This window comes from Phytohabitans kaempferiae (assembly GCF_042433955.1).
Taxonomy (GTDB): Bacteria; Actinomycetota; Actinomycetes; order Mycobacteriales; family Micromonosporaceae; genus Phytohabitans; species Phytohabitans kaempferiae.
This window is the reverse complement of record NZ_JBHLUH010000058.1, coordinates 38124-58041: the sequence shown is the minus strand read 5'-3', so window position 1 is coordinate 58041 and position 19918 is coordinate 38124. Positions and strand designations below refer to the sequence as shown.

At 73.2% G+C, this 19918-nt stretch carries 21 protein-coding genes; 9 read left to right on the top strand and 12 right to left on the bottom strand.

The window, feature by feature from the left end; translation table 11 throughout:
- Window positions 1-26: 26 nt before the first annotated feature.
- From ACFFIA_RS27045 to ACFFIA_RS27030, 4 genes are read left to right on the top strand one after another with little or no spacing between them, the layout of a single operon-like run.
- The gene (locus ACFFIA_RS27045) at window positions 27-1070 is read left to right on the top strand and encodes a FecCD family ABC transporter permease (protein ID WP_377255563.1); all 1044 of its coding nucleotides are present in this window, start codon (window positions 27-29) and stop codon (window positions 1068-1070) included.
- A complete protein-coding gene (locus ACFFIA_RS27040) occupies window positions 1067-2134 on the top strand; it encodes a FecCD family ABC transporter permease (RefSeq protein ID WP_377255495.1) in 1068 nt (355 codons plus the stop codon). The genes ACFFIA_RS27045 and ACFFIA_RS27040 overlap by 4 nt, the downstream gene beginning before the upstream one ends.
- The gene (locus ACFFIA_RS27035; RefSeq protein WP_377255492.1) at window positions 2127-3008 is read left to right on the top strand and encodes an ABC transporter ATP-binding protein; all 882 of its coding nucleotides are present in this window, start codon (window positions 2127-2129) and stop codon (window positions 3006-3008) included. The genes ACFFIA_RS27040 and ACFFIA_RS27035 overlap by 8 nt, the downstream gene beginning before the upstream one ends.
- Window positions 3005-4015 carry an ABC transporter substrate-binding protein gene (locus ACFFIA_RS27030; RefSeq protein WP_377255489.1) on the top strand — a complete coding sequence of 337 codons (1011 nt, stop codon included), beginning with the start codon at window positions 3005-3007 and terminating at the stop codon, window positions 4013-4015. Before ACFFIA_RS27035 ends, ACFFIA_RS27030 begins: the two co-directional genes overlap by 4 nt.
- A gap of 406 nt (window positions 4016-4421) precedes the next feature.
- On the opposite strand, the gene ACFFIA_RS27025 is transcribed toward ACFFIA_RS27030, so the two are convergent.
- Window positions 4422-4742: a TraR/DksA family transcriptional regulator gene (locus tag ACFFIA_RS27025; protein WP_377255486.1), complete on the bottom strand. Its 321-nt coding sequence runs from the start codon at window positions 4740-4742 to the stop codon at window positions 4422-4424.
- A 659-nt stretch (window positions 4743-5401) separates the two neighbouring features.
- On the opposite strand from ACFFIA_RS27025, the gene ACFFIA_RS27020 reads away from it, so the two are divergent.
- From ACFFIA_RS27020 to ACFFIA_RS27010, 3 genes are all read left to right on the top strand, one after another.
- Window positions 5402-6610: a PucR family transcriptional regulator gene (locus tag ACFFIA_RS27020; RefSeq protein ID WP_377255483.1), complete on the top strand. Its 1209-nt coding sequence runs from the start codon at window positions 5402-5404 to the stop codon at window positions 6608-6610.
- A 238-nt stretch (window positions 6611-6848) separates the two neighbouring features.
- On the top strand, window positions 6849-8348 hold the full coding sequence (locus ACFFIA_RS27015) for a hypothetical protein (RefSeq protein WP_377255480.1): 1500 nt from the start codon (window positions 6849-6851) through the stop codon (window positions 8346-8348).
- Window positions 8348-8971, top strand: coding sequence for a hypothetical protein (locus tag ACFFIA_RS27010; protein WP_377255478.1), 624 nt, complete (start codon window positions 8348-8350; stop codon window positions 8969-8971). Before ACFFIA_RS27015 ends, ACFFIA_RS27010 begins: the two co-directional genes overlap by 1 nt.
- 17 nt (window positions 8972-8988) lie before the next feature.
- Here ACFFIA_RS27010 and ACFFIA_RS27005 read toward each other — a convergent pair whose 3' ends face one another.
- The gene (locus tag ACFFIA_RS27005) at window positions 8989-9330 is read right to left on the bottom strand and encodes an ArsR/SmtB family transcription factor (protein ID WP_377255475.1); all 342 of its coding nucleotides are present in this window, start codon (window positions 9328-9330) and stop codon (window positions 8989-8991) included.
- 282 nt (window positions 9331-9612) lie between these two features.
- On the opposite strand from ACFFIA_RS27005, the gene ACFFIA_RS27000 reads away from it, so the two are divergent.
- Window positions 9613-9984: a hypothetical protein gene (locus tag ACFFIA_RS27000; protein WP_377255473.1), complete on the top strand. Its 372-nt coding sequence runs from the start codon at window positions 9613-9615 to the stop codon at window positions 9982-9984.
- Window positions 9985-10062: 78 nt separating this feature from the next.
- On the opposite strand, the gene ACFFIA_RS26995 is transcribed toward ACFFIA_RS27000, so the two are convergent.
- From ACFFIA_RS26995 to ACFFIA_RS26960, 8 genes are all read right to left on the bottom strand, one after another.
- Window positions 10063-10860, bottom strand: coding sequence for a M4 family metallopeptidase (locus tag ACFFIA_RS26995; RefSeq protein ID WP_377255470.1), 798 nt, complete (start codon window positions 10858-10860; stop codon window positions 10063-10065).
- A 70-nt stretch (window positions 10861-10930) separates the two neighbouring features.
- Window positions 10931-11731 carry an SDR family oxidoreductase gene (locus tag ACFFIA_RS26990; protein ID WP_377255468.1) on the bottom strand — a complete coding sequence of 267 codons (801 nt, stop codon included), beginning with the start codon at window positions 11729-11731 and terminating at the stop codon, window positions 10931-10933.
- Between the two features lie 89 nt (window positions 11732-11820).
- The gene (locus ACFFIA_RS26985) at window positions 11821-12009 is read right to left on the bottom strand and encodes a hypothetical protein (protein WP_377255465.1); all 189 of its coding nucleotides are present in this window, start codon (window positions 12007-12009) and stop codon (window positions 11821-11823) included.
- A 100-nt stretch (window positions 12010-12109) separates the two neighbouring features.
- The gene (locus tag ACFFIA_RS26980; RefSeq protein ID WP_377255462.1) at window positions 12110-12850 is read right to left on the bottom strand and encodes an SDR family oxidoreductase; all 741 of its coding nucleotides are present in this window, start codon (window positions 12848-12850) and stop codon (window positions 12110-12112) included.
- Window positions 12851-13047: 197 nt separating this feature from the next.
- Window positions 13048-13650 carry a DUF305 domain-containing protein gene (locus ACFFIA_RS26975; protein WP_377255459.1) on the bottom strand — a complete coding sequence of 201 codons (603 nt, stop codon included), beginning with the start codon at window positions 13648-13650 and terminating at the stop codon, window positions 13048-13050.
- 4 nt (window positions 13651-13654) lie between these two features.
- Window positions 13655-14428: a lytic polysaccharide monooxygenase gene (locus ACFFIA_RS26970; protein ID WP_377255456.1), complete on the bottom strand. Its 774-nt coding sequence runs from the start codon at window positions 14426-14428 to the stop codon at window positions 13655-13657.
- A 46-nt stretch (window positions 14429-14474) separates the two neighbouring features.
- Window positions 14475-15749, bottom strand: coding sequence for a sensor histidine kinase (locus ACFFIA_RS26965; protein ID WP_377255453.1), 1275 nt, complete (start codon window positions 15747-15749; stop codon window positions 14475-14477).
- On the bottom strand, window positions 15746-16441 hold the full coding sequence (locus tag ACFFIA_RS26960; RefSeq protein WP_377255450.1) for a response regulator transcription factor: 696 nt from the start codon (window positions 16439-16441) through the stop codon (window positions 15746-15748). The genes ACFFIA_RS26965 and ACFFIA_RS26960 overlap by 4 nt, the downstream gene beginning before the upstream one ends.
- A 77-nt stretch (window positions 16442-16518) precedes the next feature.
- On the opposite strand from ACFFIA_RS26960, the gene ACFFIA_RS26955 reads away from it, so the two are divergent.
- Window positions 16519-17082, top strand: coding sequence for a DNA mismatch repair protein MutL (locus ACFFIA_RS26955; RefSeq protein ID WP_377255447.1), 564 nt, complete (start codon window positions 16519-16521; stop codon window positions 17080-17082).
- Window positions 17083-17139: 57 nt separating this feature from the next.
- Here ACFFIA_RS26955 and atzF read toward each other — a convergent pair whose 3' ends face one another.
- Entirely contained in the window at window positions 17140-18777 is a 1638-nt protein-coding gene (gene atzF / locus ACFFIA_RS26950) for an allophanate hydrolase (RefSeq protein ID WP_377255444.1), read from the bottom strand.
- Window positions 18774-19916: a BMP family ABC transporter substrate-binding protein gene (locus tag ACFFIA_RS26945; protein ID WP_377255441.1), complete on the bottom strand. Its 1143-nt coding sequence runs from the start codon at window positions 19914-19916 to the stop codon at window positions 18774-18776. The genes atzF and ACFFIA_RS26945 overlap by 4 nt, the downstream gene beginning before the upstream one ends.
- Between the last annotated feature and the right edge of the window lie 2 nt (window positions 19917-19918).

The window sequence follows — 19918 nt, the reverse complement described above, 5'->3', positions numbered from 1 at the left end:
CGTCCGGATCGGCGCCCGCACCCGTCATGCACCGCGACCGCCCCCGGCGTGCCGCCACCGTGCGTGGTCGCGGCGGCGCGCTGCTGGCTCCCGGTCTGGTGCTCGCGCTCGTGGCGTTGGGCGTGGCCGCGCTGGCCAGCGTCGCCGTCGGAGCGAAGTCGATCGCACCGGGCGTCGTGCTGGACAGCCTGCTGCACTACGACCCGGCCAACGCCGACCATCTCGTCGTGCGGACGATGCGGGTGCAGCGCACCGAGGTGGGCATGCTCGCCGGGCTGGCGCTCGGGCTCGCCGGGGCGATCATGCAGGGCGTGACCCGAAACCCGCTGGCCGACCCGGGCATCGTCGGCGTCAACGCGGGCGCGGCGCTGTTCGTGGTGGCCGGCATCAGCCTGTTCGGGGTCACCACGCTCACCGGGTACGTCTGGTTCGGCTTCGCCGGCGCGGCGGTCACCTCGGTCGTGGTGTACGCGATCGGGGCGCTGGGCCGGGACGGCGCGACCCCGGTGAAGCTGGCCCTCTCCGGCGCCGCCGTCAGTGCCGCGCTCGGCTCGCTCACCACCGCGCTGCTGCTGACCGACAACGACGCGTTCGAACGGTTCCGGCTGTGGCAGGTCGGTTCGCTGGCCGGCCGGGACGGCACGCTGGTGACCCAGGCGTTGCCGTTCGTCGCGGTCGGCGTGCTGCTGGCCCTGCCCTGCGGCCGGCTGCTGAACGTGCTCTCCCTCGGCGACGACATGGCGCGCGCGCTCGGCCAGCATGTCGCCGCCGGCCGCGCCCTGGCCGCCGCCTCGGTCGTCGTCCTGTGTGGAACGGCGACCGCGCTGGCCGGTCCCATCGGCTTCATCGGGCTCACCGTCCCGCTCGTCGCCCGGATGATCACCGGCCCCGACCACCGGTGGATCCTGCCGTACTCGACGGTCCTGGCGCCGACGCTGCTGCTGGTCGCGGACGTCGTGGGCCGCGTGGTGGCCCGCCCCGCCGAGGTCCAGGTCGGCATCGTCACCGCGGCCATCGGCGCGCCGATCTTCGTCGTACTGGTCCGCCGACGCCACCTGGCCGAGCTGTGAGCGCGACCCTCGCCCCGCCCGCCGACCGGCTCGCCGAGGCCCGCCGGGCGGTCCGCGCCGTCCGGCACCGCGGCCGGCGCCGCGCGCTCGCGGTGACCCTCGGGCTCTGCGCGGTGGCGGCGGCGCTCTTCTTCCTGGCCCTGTCGGTGGGCAGCTTCCCGATCCCGCTCGGCGACGTGCTGCGGACTCTGCTGGGCGAGGGCAGCCGGCGCGACGAGTTCATCGTCACCGGCGTACGGCTGCCCCGCGTGCTGACCGGGCTCCTGGCCGGCATGGCCTTCGGCCTGTCCGGCGCGATCTTCCAGAGCCTGGTCCGCAACCCGCTGGCCAGCCCGGACATCATCGGCATCACCATGGGCGCGAGCGCGTCCGCGGTCGTCTGCATCGTCGTGTTCGGCGTGGTCGGCGCGGCGGTCTCGGTCGCGGCGTTCGCCGGCGCGCTCGGCACCGCCGCGCTGATCTACCTGCTGGCCTGGCGCGACGGGGTGAGCGCCTACCGGCTCGTGCTCGTCGGGATCGGGGTCGGCGCGGCGCTGGCCAGCCTGGTGTCGTACCTGATCTCCAGAGCCGGCATCACCAGCGCCCAGCAGGCGCTGATCTGGCTGACCGGCAGCCTGAACGCCCGGGCCTGGACGCACGTACGGCCGCTGGCCGTCGCGCTGGCCCTGCTCGTCCCGCTGGCCCTGATCCTGTTACGCGGACTGGAGGCGCTGCGGCTTGGCGACGACACCGCCGGCGGTCTCGGCGTACGGGTCGAGCGGCTGCGGCTGACGATCCTGCTCACCGCGGTCGGGCTGGCCGCCGTGGCGACCGCGGCCGCCGGGCCGGTGCCGTTCGTCGCGTTCGTCGCCGCACCGATCGCCCGCCGGCTGGTCCGCGACCACGGCACCGCGCTGGTGCCGGCCGCCCTCGTCGGCGCGATCGTGATGGTCGCCTCCGACCTGGTCGCCCAGCACCTGCTCGACCGTGGACAGTTCCCGGTCGGCGTGGTCACCGGGATCGTCGGCGCGCCGTACCTGCTGTGGCTGCTGGCCACGGCGAACCGGGTCGGTCGCGGTGGCTGAGCCGGGGCAGGAGCGGCGCGGCCTGGGCGCCCGCGAGGTCACGCTCGGCTACGGCGGGCGGGACGTCGTGCGGGCGCTCTCCGTCGACATCCCGGCCGGGCGGATCACGGTGATCGTCGGGCCGAACGCCTGCGGCAAGTCCACTCTGCTGCGCGGGCTTGCCCGGCTGCTCGCCCCGGCCGGGGGAGCGATCCTGCTCGACGGCGTGAGCATCCAGACCGTCTCGACCCGCGAGGTCGCCACGCGACTGGGCATCCTGCCGCAGCAGCCGGTGGCGCCGGAGGGGATCACCGTCGCCGACCTCGTCGGCCGGGGCCGGTACCCGCACCAGGGCTGGTTCCGCCGGTGGAGCGACGACGACGAGGACGCGGTCGCCGCGGCGCTGCTCGCGACCGACACGCTCGCCCTGGCCGACCGGCCGGTGGACCAGCTCTCCGGCGGGCAGCGGCAGCGGGTATGGATCGCGATGGCACTGGCCCAGCGCACCGGCATCCTGCTGCTGGACGAGCCGACCACGTTCCTCGACGTGACCCACCAGGTCGAGGTCCTCGACCTGCTCACCGACCTGAACCGCCGGGACCGCGTCACCATCGTGCTCGTCCTGCACGACCTCAACCTGGCCAGCCGCTACGCCGACCACCTGATCGTCATGAGGGACGGCGCGCTGGTCGTCGAGGGAGCCCCCGCCGACGTCATCAGCTCGGCCCTGGTCTCCGAGGTGTTCGGGCTGGCCAACCAGGTCGTCCCCGACCCCGTCTCCGGCACGCCGATGGTCGTGCCCATAGGTCGCCACCACCACCGCGGCAACGGTGCCGCCCCTACGGATATCGCTTCGTTATCGCGCCACACGGCGCGGAGAGAGGTTGATCAATGACCCTTTTGCGTAACCGCCCGGCCCGCGTCGACCTCGGCCCCACCGCGGCGCTCAGCCGGCGCGGGCTGCTCGCCGGTGGCCTCGGACTGGCCGGCGCGGTCATCCTGGCCGGCTGCGGCGACGGCGACGAACCGGCCGGCTCCGCGTCCCAGGCGCCGACCGAGCGCGAGGTGCGGACCGACAAGGGTCCGGTCACCGTACCGGGCAAGGCGTCCAAGGTGGTGACCGCGGACTACTACGGCGCCTTCGCGGTGGTCGACCTCGGCCTGGTCCCGGTCGGCGTGAGCGGCGGCGGGTACGACGCGACCGGACCGTCGTACGCGCCCAAGCTCGCCTCCGTGCCGCTGATCGGCGACTGGACCGAACCGGACGTGGAGAAGATCGCCGCCGCCGGCCCCGACCTGATCATCCGGACCATCGACACGCCCGACGCGCTTTACCAGCAGCTCAGCCAGATCGCGCCGACGGTCGTCATCTCGTTCCAGCAACTGCTGCTGCCCGAGGTGGCCACGCGCATCGGCGAGGTGCTGGGGCGCACGGCGGAGGCGGAGCAACTGCTGGAGACCTACCGGACCCGTACCGCCGAGGTGAAGCGGAAGCACGCGGCCGTGCTCGGGAAGTACACGTTCACCTTCGTGCAGCAGGCCTCCGACACCACGTTCTGGGTCATGGGTCCGAAGTGGACCGACGTGACCGTGCTGCTGGACAGCGGCGTGCAGCTCGCCGAGCCGGCCAAGTCGCAGGCCGAGCCGACGGCCGAGGTCTCCATGGAGAAGATCGGCGACCTCGACAGCGCGGGCGTGCTGCTGGTGCCCGCCGGCCCGGACGGCAAGACCCTCGACCCGGCCAACGAGGCGCTCGTCGGCAAGCCCTTGTGGAAGCAGCTCGGCGCGGTCAAGGCCAACCGGGTCTTCCCGATCGTCTACGGCGCCGCGTCGCTGGGCACCGGCCTCGAACTCGTGACCCGGATGGACACCGTGCTCACCGAGCTCTCCTCGGCGAGCTGATCCCGTGTCGTGCCGGCCGGTGCGGGCCGGCCGGCACACCACTCGCCCTACACGATCCATTCCAAGGGACAGATGGGCTGCCGCGACGCTCGTCGTGGTCCAGACCGTCGCTCCCGCAGCCTCGCCCACCGTAGTCTCAAGCCCCGGCTCCGGTTCTCGCCGCGCGTGACCCCCGTAGGGGCAACTTCTCGCCGCGCTTGGCCACCGAGAGGGCTCTTTCGGGGAAACAGCCCTTTGCCGGCGGCGCGAAGGGGCTGTTTCCCTGAAGTAGCCCTCTCGGTATCGTGGGGCGAGGGCGGGTTTGGTTGTGTACCGCGGAGGGTGCGGCCGCGGGAGCGGCGGTCTTGAGCGCGGCGGACATCGCGGTAGCCCAGGTCTATGCCTTGGAATAGATCCTCTGGAGGGCTCAGCCGCGGGCGAGTTGCTGGCAGGGTACGCAGAACCGCGCGTGCGGCCGGATCTCGAGCCGTTCGGCCGGGATCGGCCCGTCGCAGCGCTCGCACCGGCCGTAGGTGCCGTCGGCCATCCGCTTCAGCGCCTGGGCCGCGTCGGCGAGTGCCTGCCGGGTCGTGTCGGCGCGGGCGGTCACGGTCGCCCGGTCCAGCCCGGCGTTCTCCGGGGAGGCGCCGTGCGTGCTGAGGGCCGCCAGCTCCTCCGTGTAGCGCTGGACCTGCTCCTCCAACGCCACCTGCAGGTCTGGCATCCGGCTGTTGGCGTTGACGGTCATCTCGACACTCCGTTCTCAGGTATGCGACGTTCTCGGGTACGCGACGTTCTCGGGTATGCGACGTTCTCGGGTATGCGACGTTCTCGGGTATGCGACGTTCTCGGGTACGCGACGTTCTCGGGTTTGCGGTGGTTCTTCGGGGTATGCGGCGGCGCCCACCGCCGGTGTGGCGGTGGGCGTGGGCTAGGTGTGGTGGCGTGCGGCGGCGGGCAGGGGGCCGGCGGTCAGCGCCGGCCCGGACAGTGGCCCGGCGGTGCCGCCCCGCGCCGCGACAGGCTGTGCCCCTGCCGCCGGGACGACCGCCCGAACGGGCCGCTCACGGCGGCCGCGACCGCCACCGGGCAGCACAAGCCTGCGCGCATCGTCGTCACCGCCTTTCGACCGGCCACCGAAGCTGGAACCTCCAGGCTCCGCCGTCCGGCGCTTTTCCGCATCGGCGGCGGCCGGAAGTGTGCGCCGGCCCATGTTGCCGACCGCCGGCAAGGTACGGCGGCAGCCCTGCGCCCGCCCCGCCCCGCCGGCCGCGCGGAAACCTTCGGGTCTTTCGGCCCCGCCAGCCCGGTCCGGACCGGGCAGCCGCGCCCGGCGGTACGCTTCCGGTAGCCGGCAACGAAGGCCGGCCGAGCCAGAGTCGGCCGACGTCCGGAGGTGAGCGAGGCATGGCACGCCGTCCCCCCGCGACGGCACCGCGGCAGGCGTGGCTGGACGGGGTCGCCGAGGGAGCCAGCCGCGACGCCGGTGGTGTGCCGGTGCACCTGCTCGGCGGCTACCTGCCGCTGCTGGCCGACGCCGCGGCGACCGGTCGCCGGCCCAGGCGCGCCGAGCTCGACGCGGTGGGGCGGCTTGGGCGCGAGGCCGCGGAGCAGGGCATCTCGGCCGGCCGAGTCGTCCAGCTGTACCTGTCCGCGGCCCGTCGGCTCTGGCAGGATCTGCCCGCGGTCGCCCGCTCCGGCGACCGGGAGGTCCGGGCGGCGGCAGCGGCCGTCCTGCACGTCATCGACGACGCGGTGGCCACGCTCGCCGAGGGTTACGCGGTCGCCCGCCGCGACCTGATCCGGCGGGAGGAGACCTTGCGCCGGGAGCTGGTCGACGACCTGCTCCGGGGCGACTCCGACCTCGGCGGGCTGGTGCAGCGGGCCGAGCCGTTCGGCCTCGACCTGGCCCGCGTGCACCAGGTCGCCCTGGCCGCGCCGAGCCGGCGGCTGCCCGACACCGACGCGGCCATCGGCGCGCTGGAGAGCACGGTCTTCGAGCGGCTCGGCGACCGTGACGTGCTGGTCGCCACGAAGGAGGGGCTGCTGGTCGTCCTGGCCCCGGCCGAGGCGGCCACCGCCGCTCCGGCCGGCGTCGCCCGGTCCGACCTCGGCGAGCTGGTGCACGGCGCGCTCGACCGCCTCCGGCACGGCCGTCCGTGGCAGGTCGCGGTCGGCCGGCCGCACCCCGGGCTGTACGGCATCGCCCGTTCCTACGAGGAGGCCCGCGAGGCCCTCGCCATGGCCCGCCGCCTTCACCTCGACAAGCCCGTCGTCGACGCTCAGGACCTGCTGATCTATCGGGTCCTGCTCCGCGACCAGCCCGCGATCGCCGACCTCGTGTCGGCCGTGCTCACCCCGTTGCGACACGCGCGCGGCGGCGCGGGACCACTGCTGGACACGCTGGAGGCATACTTCGCGTCCGGCGGCGTCGCCACGGAGACGGCCCGCCGCCTCCGGATATCCGTGCGGACGGTCACCTACCGGCTGGCCCGGATCGAGGCGCTGACCGGCTACACGCCGGTCGATCCCGACCAGCGGTTCACGCTCCAGGCGGCCGTCCTCGGCGCCCGGGCGCTCGACTGGCCCGCCCAGCCGCTGCCCCCGACCGGTTAGGCGAGTCGCCGGCCGTGACCCGGATGTGCTTCATCCAGAGATGTCGGCATCGACATCCTTGACATCGATGCGAGGCGCTGAATACTCTGCGGGAGTTTTCAACAGACCGCCGCGATGACTTCCAGAGGAGCGGGCTGTCCCGCCCTCCGCATCGGGAAGCGCACGCGCGCACGGTCGCCAAATCCACCTCCCGCGTCCTCCGGGCGGCGCGCGGGTTTCTCGTGAAGGGAAACCGCGGATGCTCGCTCGTCCCAAACGCCGGCAACGGATGGTGCTCGCCGCCGGCGCAACCGCCATCACTCTCCTGGTCGGGCTGCTCGGCGGCAGCGCCTTCGCCGGCGAGACCGCCGGCACCGCCGGCCTGCCCGCCGACGACCCGGCTCGCGGCCTGGTGTACCAGGGCCTGAAGTCCGCCAAGGACGGCCCGTGCGCGGGCCTGTTCGAGGTCAAGGGCGTCACGCCGACCATGTGCACGCACGGCCCCGACGCCGTGCCGGTCGGGCTGTCGGTCAAGACTCGAATCCAGCCGTTCGCCGCCGCGCCCGCCGGCGCCACCACCAACGCGCTCGCGGTCTGCGAGGGCGACGGTACCTCCGGCCGCCGGGTCGAGGTCCTGTACGTGCGCGGCTCGACCAGCCGGTACGCGCAGTACCTGGAGACCTTCCGCACGCTCGCCGAGGGCGTCGACGTCATCTTCAACGAGAGCGCCCGGGAGACCGGTGGCGAGCGGCACGTGCGGTACGTGACCGAGAACGTCAACGGCGCCTGCCGACCGGTCGTCCGCGACGTGCAGATCCCCGACTCGGCGCTGCACGCCAACGACTGGGCACCGCTGCTCAACGCGGTCAAGGCGGCCGGCTACGCGCGTACCGACCGCAAGTACCTCCAGTTCGTCGACGCCAATGTCTACTGTGGAATCGGCGGCTTCGCCGGCGACACTCGCAAGAGCGACGCCAACCGCTCCAACAGCGGCCCCGAGTACGCCCGCGCCGACAACGGCTGCTGGACCGCCGGCGTGGCCGCGCACGAACTGGGCCACACGCTCGGCGCCGTCAACAACAACGCCCCCAACGCCTCGGGCCAGGCGCACTGCACCGACGAGTGGGACGTCATGTGCTACAAGGACGGCCCCAACGTGGTCATCCAGACCAAGTGCCCGGACCGCGCGCACGACCAGCGGCTCGACTGCAACCACGACGACTACTACCACACCAACCCGCCGGCTGGTTCGTACCTGGCGCAGTACTTCAACGTCGCCGACAACCTCTTCCTCATCAGGGGGAGCGGGTCCGGTCCGGGGCCGCAGCCCGGCCAGAACCGGGCGCTGACGGCGACCGCGTCGGCGTCGTACACCTCGTCGTGGGAGAGCGTCGCCGCCATCAACGACGGCGCCGAGCCCACGCAGTCCAACGACACCGTCAATCCGCGCTGGGGCACCTGGCCCAACACCGGGCAGCAGTGGGCGATGCTGACCTGGGCGTCGGCGCAGGCGCTCACCTCCGCCGAGGTCTACTTCTTCGACGACAACGGCGGTGTACGCGTCCCGGCGTCGTGGCGGCTCCAGTACTGGAACGGCAGCACCTACGTCGACGTGCCTGGCGCCAGCGGCTACCCGACCGCGCTCAACCAGTACAACCGGGTCACCTTCGGCGGTGTGAGCACGACCCGGCTCCGGGTACTGCTGCAAAGCGGCGCCGGCTCGGTCGGGCTGCTGGAAGTCAAGGCGTACGGCAGCTGATGACGACGACGCTCCGCCGGCTGGTCTACATAGGACTCGCGGCCGCGGCTGCCCTGGTCCTGGGCGGCCGGCCGGCGGAAGCGCACGCCGGAGCCGTCCTGACGATCCACTCGGACGGCGCCGGCTCGCTCTGGATCACCGCTCGATGGGTCGACGGGCATCCGGTGACCGGCCCGGCCAGCGCGATCGTCACCGCCACCACGCCAACCGGCGACCGGATCGGCCCGGCACCGCTGCGCGCGGCCGGCGACGGTCTGGGGACGTTGACGTACTCCGGCCAGCTTCGGCCGGGCCGGTGGACGGTCACCGCGGAGATGGCCAGCCCCGCCGTGGCCCGGTGCCAGGCCGAGGTACGGGTCGCGGCATCCGCGACGGCCGTCACCTGCTCGCCTCCGCCCACACCCGCGTCGGCCGGGGCCGCCCCGGAGGCCGGCGGTGGCCAACTGCCCGTGGGGGCGGTGCTGCTCGGTGCCGCCGCGGTGGCAGCCGGCGCGTTGGGCGTCGTCGCTCTGGCCAGGAGCCGGCGCTCGTGCCCCGCTCCACGGCCGCCTTCGCGCGCGCGGCCCAGGCCGCCGGGTCGTGGGCCAGCCGGCGGCCGGCGCGGTGGCCGGGCGTCCAGCTGAGCGCCGGCGGACCGGCTCTAGCCGGGCTGCTCCGCCCCGGCCCGCAGGTCGCCCAGCAACTGCGCCTGGCTGACCAGGACCTCGGTGAGGATGCGCCGCGCCACCGCCAGCAGCTCCGCGACCTGCGGGCTGACCAGGGAGTAGTACACCGCCGCCCCGTCCCGCCGGGTCACCACCAGGTTGGCCCGGCGCAGGACGGCCAACTGCTGCGACAGGTGCGCGGCTTCGATGCCCACCTCGGGCAACAACTCGGAGACGGCGTGCTCCCGTATCGCCAGCAGCTCCAGGACCCGGATCCGGGCCGGATGCCCCAGCGTTTTGAAGAACTCGGCCTTGACCTGGTACAGCGGCGCGCTCACAGAACCACCCCTTTCCAGGGGGACACGCTACGGGTCCGCTCCCGGCCTGGGCCGCCGCGCCGCGAGCGGCCACAACTGCCAGCTTCACAAGTTGCGAAGCTTAGCAAGTAGTAAGAACGGCAGCATTCTGGAGGTGTTCGGATCTGCCTGCCGGGCCGGTCGGCCAGAAGCCGCGCGGCGCGGTTTGCGCGGGCGCGACGCCATGCCACGCTGCCAGCCGAGCGGGGGCGATTCGCCGTGTCACGCCCCTTACCGGCAGGAGTTAGGAGAGGCGGGCTGGCGATGGGCTCGATAGAAACCACACTCAAGGATGCGATGACCATCGAGGGGGCGGTCGGTGTCGCCCTCGTCGACTACTCCAGCGGGATGACCCTCGGTGCCGCGGGCGGTTCGGCGGAGCTCGACATGGCGGTCGCGGCGGCCGGAAACACCGACGTGGTGCGAGCCGAGATGCGTGCGATGGAGCTGCTCGGCCTCGCCGGCGGCATCGAGGACATCCTCATCACCCTGGACACGCAGTATCACCTGATCCGCCCGCTGAACGCCCGAGGGGCCCACGGGCTCTTCCTCTATCTCGCCCTCAACAAGACCCGGGCCAATCTGGGCCTCGCCCGTCACCAGCTGCGGCGGATCGAGGCCGAGATCCACATCTGAACGACCGGACAGCCGGACGGGGCGGGAGGGCCGGCACGGGCCCGAACCCTCCCGCTCGTCGCTACGGGCGATCGTGGATCAGGTGACGGTCCACTGGAACCAGGTGTTGGTCGCCTCGGCGATGCTGTTCGTCACGGTGAGCGCTACCTGGTATGTGCCCTTCGCCGCCAGGGCGCCGGTGATGAGACCGGTGCTGGCGTCGATCGACAGACCGGCGGGCGGCCCGACCTCCTCCATGTTGCTGTCGAGCATTTCGATGGTGTACTTCAGCGGCAGGCCACGCGGGTCGGACGCCTCGATCTGAAGGTTGACCGGGCTGCCCATCCTCGTCGACTGGTCGCCGGGATTGGTCAGGCGCGGCGCGCTCCCGCCCGGAAACGGATCGGCGCCACGGACCGAAACCGCGGCCCAGGCCGAGTTGACCGTGTTGTACTCCACACCGTGGTCGCCGTACAGTTCCGCGGCGGCCCGCAAGGTGGCGATCCGCGCCGCCCGGTAGTCGGTGTTCACGTTCATGTGCGCGGTGAGCGCCCGATACCAGATCTTCTCGGCCTTGGCGTTGCCGATACCGGTGACCGGGCGGCCGTCACAGGTCGGCACCGCCCCGAGCAGCGGGGACCTGCTGCCGGCCGCGAGCAGGTAATAGAAATAGTCGGCCGGTCCCGATCTCCACTCGCGGGAAAGGCCGGCCAGTTGAGCGGACCAGCAACTGACCTGCTTCGGATCCCTCAACAAACCGCCGTCCGCCACGCGCCGTCCGGGATTGGCCATGGGCCACGGATTCGAGTACGAAGGCTTGGACCGGTCGAACTGGTAGTCGCCGAACAGGTAATCCGGCCGGTCGCCGCTCGGACGGTTGGCATACGACTCGACCATGCTGCCGAAGATGCCTTCAATTCGGCTTCATTGACATTCTGCGATCGTCGTTACCGGTCCGCGAAACCGTTCAGCGCAGCGTGATGACGTTTCCGGTGATCAGCGCGGCCGCGTCGGAGGCGAGGTAGGCGATGACCTCGGCGACCTCGGCCGGTGTGGCGACGTGGACCAGTCGGGGGCTGCCCGCCACCACGTCCCGGATCGAGTCGGTGACCCAGCCGGTGTCGGTGACCGGGGGATGGACCATGTTTGCGGTGATGCCGAGCGGTGCCAGCTCGACCGCCGCCGACATCGTGTAGTTGGTCTGGGCCGCCTTCGCCGCGCCGTACGAGACCTCCTCGGGGAAGCCCAGCTCGCCGCCGGAGGTCAGGCCGACGATCCGGCCCCAGGTGGCGCCGCGGGCGGCGTGGCGGCGGGCGAACTCGGCGATCAGCAGTGCGGGCGCCAGCGCGTCCACTGTGAACTGCTGTGACCAGGTCGCCGCGGTCACCGGCCCGAGTGCGCGTCCATGGTGGTCGGTCTCGGCCGGTGTGAACGTGTCCTGTATCCAGCCGGTGGCGTTGTTGACCAGGACGTCGACCGGGCCGAGCCGCTCCTCGGCGAGGTCGAAGAGGTGGGCGGGCGCGGCGGGGTCGGTGAGGTCGGCCTCGACGGCGGTGGCCCGGCCGCCCGCGGTCTCGATCGCGGCCACGACGTGGTCGGCGTCGCGCTCGCGGCTGTCCCGGTAGCGCTGTGGCACTGCGGGATCCACGGGATCGTGGACCCGCCAGTACGCGCAGAGCACCGCGCAGCCGGCGGCGGCCAGCGCCTCGGCGGTCGCCGCGCCGATCCCGTGGTTGGCCCCGGTGACTATCGCGACGTGTCCGCTCATAGCGGGGCAGTCTGCCCGGCCGGAGCGGTCACGCGCAACGCGATTTCCCCATCGCTCGCGGACCGCCCTCCCTGAAGAGTCAGCCCGGCTCAGGAGCGGACCGACACCTGGGTGACCGGGCGCGGAGGCTCGGTGGGCTCCTCGCCGACCATCGGATGGCGGGCCAGGTAGGCGACGGCCGCGATGGCGAGCCCGAGTGCGGCGATGGCCAGCGCGGCGAGCACCACGTCCACGACGCCCACCGGCCCCGCCTTCGACCGCCCCGATTCTTCGACCACTGGCCCACCTCGCCGTCCCCCCGATCGTCCCGCCACTCCTCAGTTAGACAATTGGGCCGGTGGTCGCGTTGCAGGGAAACGGCGACTATTTGCCGGCGCCTCAGGCGATGCCGCCGTTGGCGCGCAGTACCTGCCCGTTGACCCACCGGGCGGCCGGGCTGGCGAGAAACGTGACGATCTCGGCGATGTCCTCGGGCGTGCCGAGCCGTTGCAGTGGCGGCTGCGCGGCGAGGTGGGCGATCGTCTCCTCGTCCTTGCCGTCGAAGAAGAGGTCGGTGGCGGTCGGGCCGGGCGCGACCGCGTTCACCGTGACGTCCCGCCCGCGCAGCTCGCGGGCGAGGATCAGCGTGATCGCCTCCACCGCCGCCTTGCTGGCCGCGTACGCGGCGTGCCCCACCGGGGCGAGGGCCACGTCGGACGAGGAGAAGTTGACGATCGCCCCGCCGGCCCGGACCCGGCGGGCGGCCTGCTGGTTGACCACGAACGTGCCCCGGACGTTGGTGCGGTGCAGGTCGTCCAGCTCGGCCAGGTCGAGGTCGGCGATCGGTGCGAGGCTGGTACGGGCGGCCGCGTGCACCACCACGTCCACGCCGCCGTACGCCTGCTCGGCGCGGTCGAAAAGTGCCGCGACCGCCGTCTCGTCGGCGACGTCGGCCCGTACCGCGATGGCCCTGCGGCCGGCCTCGACGATCTCCTTGACGGCCAGTCCGGCCTGGTCGGCGTCGTTGGCGTAGCCGACCACCACGGCGAAGCCCTCGACGGCCAGCCAGCGTACGACCTGCCGCCCGATGCCCCGCGAGCCGCCGGTGACGACGGCGACCCTCTGCTGCGTGTTGCCCATTCGGTTCCTTCCACTGTGGAGCAGCGGTGCGAAGCGCCGGAGAGGTGGGACGGGCGTGCCGTCCCGTCCCACCCCTTCTCCCGGTGTGTGGCCAGAGCCGCCGGGCCTCGACCGGCCCGGCGGCGCGACGGCCCTGGCGCGGCGACCACCGACCTCTGCCGGCCTCGCCGGGCCGGGCGATCAGCGGCCGAAGACCGCTAGCCGCCGACCATGCGGAGCATCTGCGCCACCTGGTCGGCGCGGGACTGCTTGATCCGCTCGGCCAGGTCGCGGGTCTGCGGGTTCACGCCGTCGTCGGCCAGGTTGGTCAGCTCGACGGCGCTGTTCTGGTGCCCGGTGAGCAGCGTGAGGAAGGTGACCTCGAAGTCGGCGTCCGCGGTGTCCCGCAGCGCCTTGATCTGCTCGGGGCCGGTGGCCGGGAGGCCGCCGTGGTTGGCGTGCGCGGACATGTCCTGGCTGGTCTCGGTGGCTTCGTTCCAGCCGGTCAGCCACGACTCCATGATCTTGATTTCCTCGCGCTGCGTGGTGTCGATCGCGGCGGACAGCAGCCGCACCTCCTCGCTGACCGTCCGGTCAGCGGCGAGGGCGGTGAGCTCCAGCCCCTGCCCGCCGTGCGCGATCATCATCTGGAGGAACATCACGTCCGCCGAGTTGTGTGCCGGGTCGGCGGCCGGGAGGGAGTCGGCCGCCGGCGCGGCGTCGGCGGGCGGAGCCGGCGGAGGCGTCTCCGGCGCGGTGCCACAGCCCGCGACGAGCAGCGCCGCCACGATGGCCAGCAGAGCGGGTCGGATGCGTCCCACGGCGTCAGACCGGCAGCCAGAGCGCGAGCGTGAAGACCGAGGGCTCCCAGCCGGCCAGCGACGTGTGTGCCTGGCGGCAGCGGTACCGCTTGCCGTCGAAGGTCACCTCGTCGCCGATCCGGTACGCCGTGCCGGTGGCCCAGGTGCCTCCGCCACCGCCGTTGGCGGGCGGCGGTGGCGCGGTGGTCCGCGGCGGGGCCGTCGTCGGCGCGGTCGACGGGGGAGCGGTGGCCGGCGGGTTGGTCGGGGTGGTACCGCCACCGCCGCCGCCCACGTTCAGGTCGACGCAGCTGTAGAAGGCCATCGGGGTGTCGCCGATGTTCCAGATGGCGAGCACCGTCTGGCGGCCGGGGAAGCGGGAGAGGTCGACCTGATGCGACACCACCGCGTCCGGCTGCTGGTTGCCGCCGTCCACTGTGGCGACGCGAGTGTTGCCGACGAAGTACTCCCAGTTGGAGGTCCGGTGGCGGGCCGTGAAGACCCACGTGAACGTCACCGACGACCCGACCGAGCGGGCCGGCCAGGCGCGGCTGTTGTCGCTGAGCACCGAGAACTGGGACAGCCCGCCGTCACAGCTGCGCAGCCCCTTGGGGCCCTCCACGCTCTGCGGCTCGAACTGGATCGGTCCGCAGTCGGGGACGGCGCGCGACGCGCAGAGCGCCTGGCGGCTGGGCGGGGCGGAGACATACCCGTGGGCGGATGCGGCGGTGCCGGTCGCGACCAGGCCCGCGGCGGCGGTACCGGCGACCACCAGGGGATAGACAAGAACCTTACGCATGTCCCGGGACGCTATGGACGGTGACCATAAACGGACCTTAAAGAGGTCATAAATCGCGCGTTGGCAGCAGCAGCGCGACCCTCGCCCCGCCCAGCCGGCCGCGGCCGATCTCCAGGCGCCCGCCCGCCGACTGGGCGATGCGCTGCGCGATGTCCAGCCCGAGCCCGGTCGAGCCGCTGCCGCTCACGCCGCGCCGCACCGCGGCCGCCGGGTCGGCGATGCCCGGCCCGGCGTCGTCCACCACCAGGCCCTCGCCGGAAACGCCCACGATGAACGCCGTCCCCTCCGGCGTGTGCGCGAAGACGTTGCCCACCAAGGCGTCGATCGCCAGGATCAGCTCCCCGCGTGGCAGCGGCACCGGCACCGGCCGCTCACCACCGACCACTGTGGTCGGACGCCCCTGGTCCTCGGCGAGTACCGACCAGAAGGCGAGCCGGTCGGCCAGCACCTCGACCAGGTCCGTCGAGTGGTGGGCCCGCGTACCGGAGCTCAGCCGCGCGCCCGTGATGATCGCTTCCAGCTCGTCGTCGAGCAGGTCGAACGCCTGCGCCATCCGGTCCGCCACCGGCCCTCGGGGCAGCGCCTCGGCGTCCAGCCGCAGCGCCGTCAGCGGCGTGCGCAGCCGGTGCGACAGGTCGGCCGCCAGCTCCCGCTCGTTGTCGATGAGCTGCCGCATGTTGTCGGCCATCGTGTTGAACGAGCGCGCCGCGTCGCTCAGCTCCGGCGGGCCGGCCGGCTCGACCCGTACGCTCAGGTCGCCCCCGCCCAGGCGGCGCGCGCCGGCGGCCAGCTCCCGCGTGGCCCGTACCAGCCGGGCGCCGAGCCGGTCGGCGACCAGCGTCGAACCGGCCACCAGCACCACCGCCAGCCCGGCCAGGGCCAGCCACGCCGGCCACACGCCCCGGTTGATCTGCTCGTCCGGCACGAACACCTCGATCACCGCGGTCCGGTTGCCCTCCAGCACGCTCGGTTGCAGGTAGGCCAGGCCACCGTCGTACTCGGCCATGGTCGGCCGCCGGGAACGCGACGCCGCGTCGATGTCGGCCGCCGCGGCGCGCGGCGATCCGATCGCGTCAAGGTCTGGCAGGTGTACGGCGAGCCGGCCGTCGCTGCCCGCCGCGGTGCTCGCCACGGCCTGCTCCAGCAGGGCCGGATCGGTGTCGACGGCCAGCGCCACCACGATCGCGGTCGCCTGCTGCCGCGCGTCGCCCACCGCCCGGTCGTGCGCGATCTGTCGGGTCAGGATCGCCAGCGGCACCAGGAACGCCAGCGCCACCATCGACGTGATGGCCAGCGCGAGGCGAGTGAGGGTGAGCCTCATCCGCGTGGCTCGCCCGGCTCGACAAGCTTCACGCCCACACCGCGTACGGTGTGCAGGAACCGTGGCCGGGCGGCGGTCTCGCCGAGCTTGCGGCGCAGCCACGAGATGTGTACGTCGATCGTCTGCTCCTCGCCGATCCGGTCCTGCTGCCACACCTGGGCCAGCAGCTCCCGCCGGCTGACGACCCGGCCCACGCGCCCGGCCAGGTAGGCCAGCACGTCGAACTCCCGCCGCGTCAACCGGATCGGCGCCCCGTCCAGCCGCACCTCCCGTCGCTGTGGGTCGATGACGAGCGGACCCACGGTGATGCTCGGCACCTCCGCCGGCGCCGGACGGCCGCGCCGCTGCACCGCCGCGATCCGGGCCAGCAGGTGGCCGCTGGAGAAGGGTTTGGTCACGTAGTCGTCCGCGCCCGCGTTGAGCAGGTTGATGATGTCCACCTCGGACCGGCGGGCGGTCGCCACGATCACCGGTACGTCGGAGACGCTCCGCATCATCCGCAGCGCGTCGGCACCGTCGATGTCCGGCAGCCCCAGGTCGAGGATGACCAGGTCGGGCCGGTCGTCGTTGACGATGCGCAGCGCGTCCACCGCCTGTGCCGCGCCCCGCACGACGTGTCCCGCGTCGACCAGCGCGCGCGTCAACGCCGCCGCGACGATGCGGTCGTCCTCGACGAGCAGGATCATGGCCATGCGGTTCACCATAGGGGCTCCGCTCCCGCCACGGTGTGGGCGCCGCCGCCGGCCGCGGGCGGTGGTTGAATGGCCGGATGCGGCTGCGCGGTTGGGTTCCGGTGCTGGGTTGGTGCGCGGCCACCTTGGCGAGCATCGGCGTGGCCACGGTGGCGCTCCAGCCGGTGCTGCGCACGGCCACCCCCGACCTCGCCTCCGCCCCGCTCGACCGGGCCGTCGAGGCGCCGCCGGCCGCCACCGCGCCGCCCGCCTCCAGCCCGCCGGCTCCGCCCTCGCCCACACCGTCGCCGTCGCTCTCGGCCACGCCGTCCCGGCCGGCGGCGCCACCGCCCGTCGCCACCACCAGGCCGCCGCAGAGCCCGCCCGTGGTCGTCGACGGCTGGACGGTCACGACCGGCGCCGACGGCCAGACCACGTACACGCGCTCCTTCCGCGTCGGCGGCGGGCAGGCGGTGATCCGCATGACGCCGGGCCGCGTCCACCTGGTCACCGCCACGCCCAATCCGGGGTACACGGTCGACACGGTCCAGAACGAGCCGGGCAACCTCGCCGTCCAGTTCACCGAGCCCAACCACTACTTCGTGATCCACACGGTGTGGCAGGGCAAGCCGGTGGCCCAGGTCTCCGAGGTCGGCGGCTGATCGCGCGGAGCCCGCTTCGCGCCGCTCGTCCGCCGGGTCGCGTACCTGGCGCGCGGCTCAGGGGAGCTGACCCAGCGCGGCCCGCCAGCCGCCGGCGGCCGTCACGTCCCGGGCGTCGCGCACGCCGTGCTCGGCCGCCAGGAAGCCGACCACCGCCGTGCCGTCGTCGAGCGCGATCCGCCCCAGCCCCAACGGCGCCGGTACCGTCTCCAGCAGCAGGCCCACCGCCTGGTGCGGCACCTGCCACACCTCGACCGCGATGCCGCCGGCCGGGCCGTCGCCGGTGCGGACGAGCCCGGGGCGGGGCACGCCGGGGCCGCTGAGCCGGTAGAGGCGGTAGCCGGGGGCCGTGCGCGCCCGAAACTCCAGCCGCCCGCCGGCCGCGAGCAGCTCGCCGTTGAGCGGCAGGCCGGAGAGGTGCGCGCCGGCCACCGCGAGCAGCGTCGAGCCGGCGGTCGCGGCGGGCGGGGCGACCGGTTCGCCGCACCACGCCGCCGCCAGGTCGAGCAGCGGCGCGTCGGCGAAGGCGGGCGCCACGAACTGCACGCCGAACGGCAGCCCGTCGGCCCGCTCGCCGGCCGGCACCGCGACCGCGCACAGGTCGAGCAGGTTGGCGAACGTGGTGAACCGCCCCAGCCGCGCGTTCACGCCGACCGGGTCGGCGGCCACCTCGGCGATCGTGGGATGGCCCGGCGTGGTCGGCAGCATCAGCGCGTCGACGTCGGCCCACACCGGCTCGGTCTGGCGGCGGAGCGTGGCGAGGCGCTCGAGGCCGGCGAATACCTCCGCGCCGGCGATGTCCCGCCCGCGCAGCACGATCCGCCGCACGGTGGGGTCGAGGTGCGGGCCGTCGGGCTCGAGGTGGCCGCCGACCGCCGCGTACCGCGCCGCCAGCCACGGCCCCTCGTACAGCAGCCGTCCGGCCTCCAGGAACGCCGCCACGTCCACCGGCACCACGTGCGCGGCGACGCCGCGCAGCCGGTCGAGCGCCGCGGTCCAGGCCTCCTGGTGCGGTGGGTCCAGCTCCAACGCCATATCTGGTACGGCCACGACGCGCATCCGGGCCGCGACGGCGGCTGGCGCTCGGGGCGGCATCGGGCGCGACCGGGGGTCGTTCGGGTCGGCCCAGGTGAGGGCGGCCAGCGCGGGGCGGGCCGCCGACACCGTGGCGGTGAGCGTGGTGACGCAGTCGAGGTCGGCGACCGCGGGCAGCACGCCGGTGGTGGAGACCAGCCCGCGGGTCGGCTTGACCCCCACGATCCCGTTGCACGCGGCCGGTACCCGCCCCGACCCGGCCGTGTCCGTCGCCAGCGCCAGGGGCACCAGCCCGCTCGCCACCGCGACCGCGCTGCCCGAACTGCTTCCGCCGGACACGTGCGCCGGGCTGGCGACGCTGTGGCAGGCGCCGTACGGGCTGCGCGTGCCCACCAGTCCGGTCGCGAACTGGTCCAGGTTGGTCTTGCCCACCGGTACCGCGCCCGCCTCCAGCAGCAGCCGCACCGCGGTGGCCGAAGCACCGGCCGGCTTGGCGGCGAGCGCGGGGCAGGCGGCGGTGGTGGGATGGCCGGCGAGGTCGATGTTGTCCTTGATGGCGAAGCGCACGCCGGCCAGGGGCGCCTCCGGATCGGCTCGGGCGGCCAGCTCGTCCACCTCGGAGTGTCCGAGCTGGAGTGTCCAGAGTGGCTGGTCGGTCATGACGCCGGGATCTTGCCGACGACACCGTCCACGAAGTAGTCGATCGACTCGATCGTCTTGTAGTCGGGCACCGTGCCGGCGGGGACGCGTACCGTGCCGGACTGGTCGACGACCGGCCCGAGGAACGGCGACCCGTCCGTGCTGATCCTCGCCTTCGCCTCCTCGACCAGCTTCTTGGTGTCGTCGGTGACCGCCGGCCCGTACGGCGACTGGACGAACGGGTTGTCGCCGGTCTTGAGCCCGACCCGGAAGTTCGCGTTGTACGGCGAGCCGGTGAACGAGCCGTCCACGGTCGTCTTCACCATCGCCGTGTACAGCGGCCCCCAGTCCCACTCCGAGCCGGTGAGCCAGCCCTTCGGCGCGAGCGATCTGGCGTCCGCGTGGTAGCCGACCGTGTACGCGCCGGCCGCCTCGGTGGCCCGGATGACGGTGGCGGTGCAGTCCTGGTGCTGGCTGATCACGTCGACGCCCTGGGAGAGCAGGCTCTTGGCCGCCTCCGCCTGCTTGGCCGGGTCGCACCAGTTGGAGGTGTTCACCACGTAGGTCTTCGCGGCGGGGTTGACCGAGGCGGCCCCGAGCTGGAAGGCGTTGATGTTGTCCAACGTCTGCGAGATCGGGAACGCGTACACGTACCCGAGCTTGCCGCTCCTGGTGGCCTTGCCCGCGACGATGCCGGCCAGGTAGACCGGTTCGTAGACGGTGCCGAAGTAGGTGCCGAAGTTGGGCGGCATCGCGCCGTCCACGATGTTGCCCTGCTGGAGCACGACGACGTCGGGGTTGGCGGCGGCGACCTTGAGCGCGGGGTCGCGGTGGCCGTACGAGGTGGCGAATATGATCTTCGCGCCCTTGCGGATCATGCCCTCCATGACCCGCGCGGCGTTGTCGTCCTCCGGCACGTTCTCGGCGGTGAGCACCTCCAGGTCGGGGTACGCTTCCGCCACGGCCTGGCTGCCCTCGTAGGCTGCCTGGTTGTAACCGTAGTCGTCCTTGGGACCCACGAAGATGAAGCCGATCTTCGTGCCGCCGGTGCCCGGCGCGCTCCCGCCGGTACCGCTGGATGTGCTCTCGGTGCTGTTGGTGGCGCAGGCGGCGAGCAACACGGCGGACGCCGCGACCGCCAGGATTCTCAAGGGTTTCACGG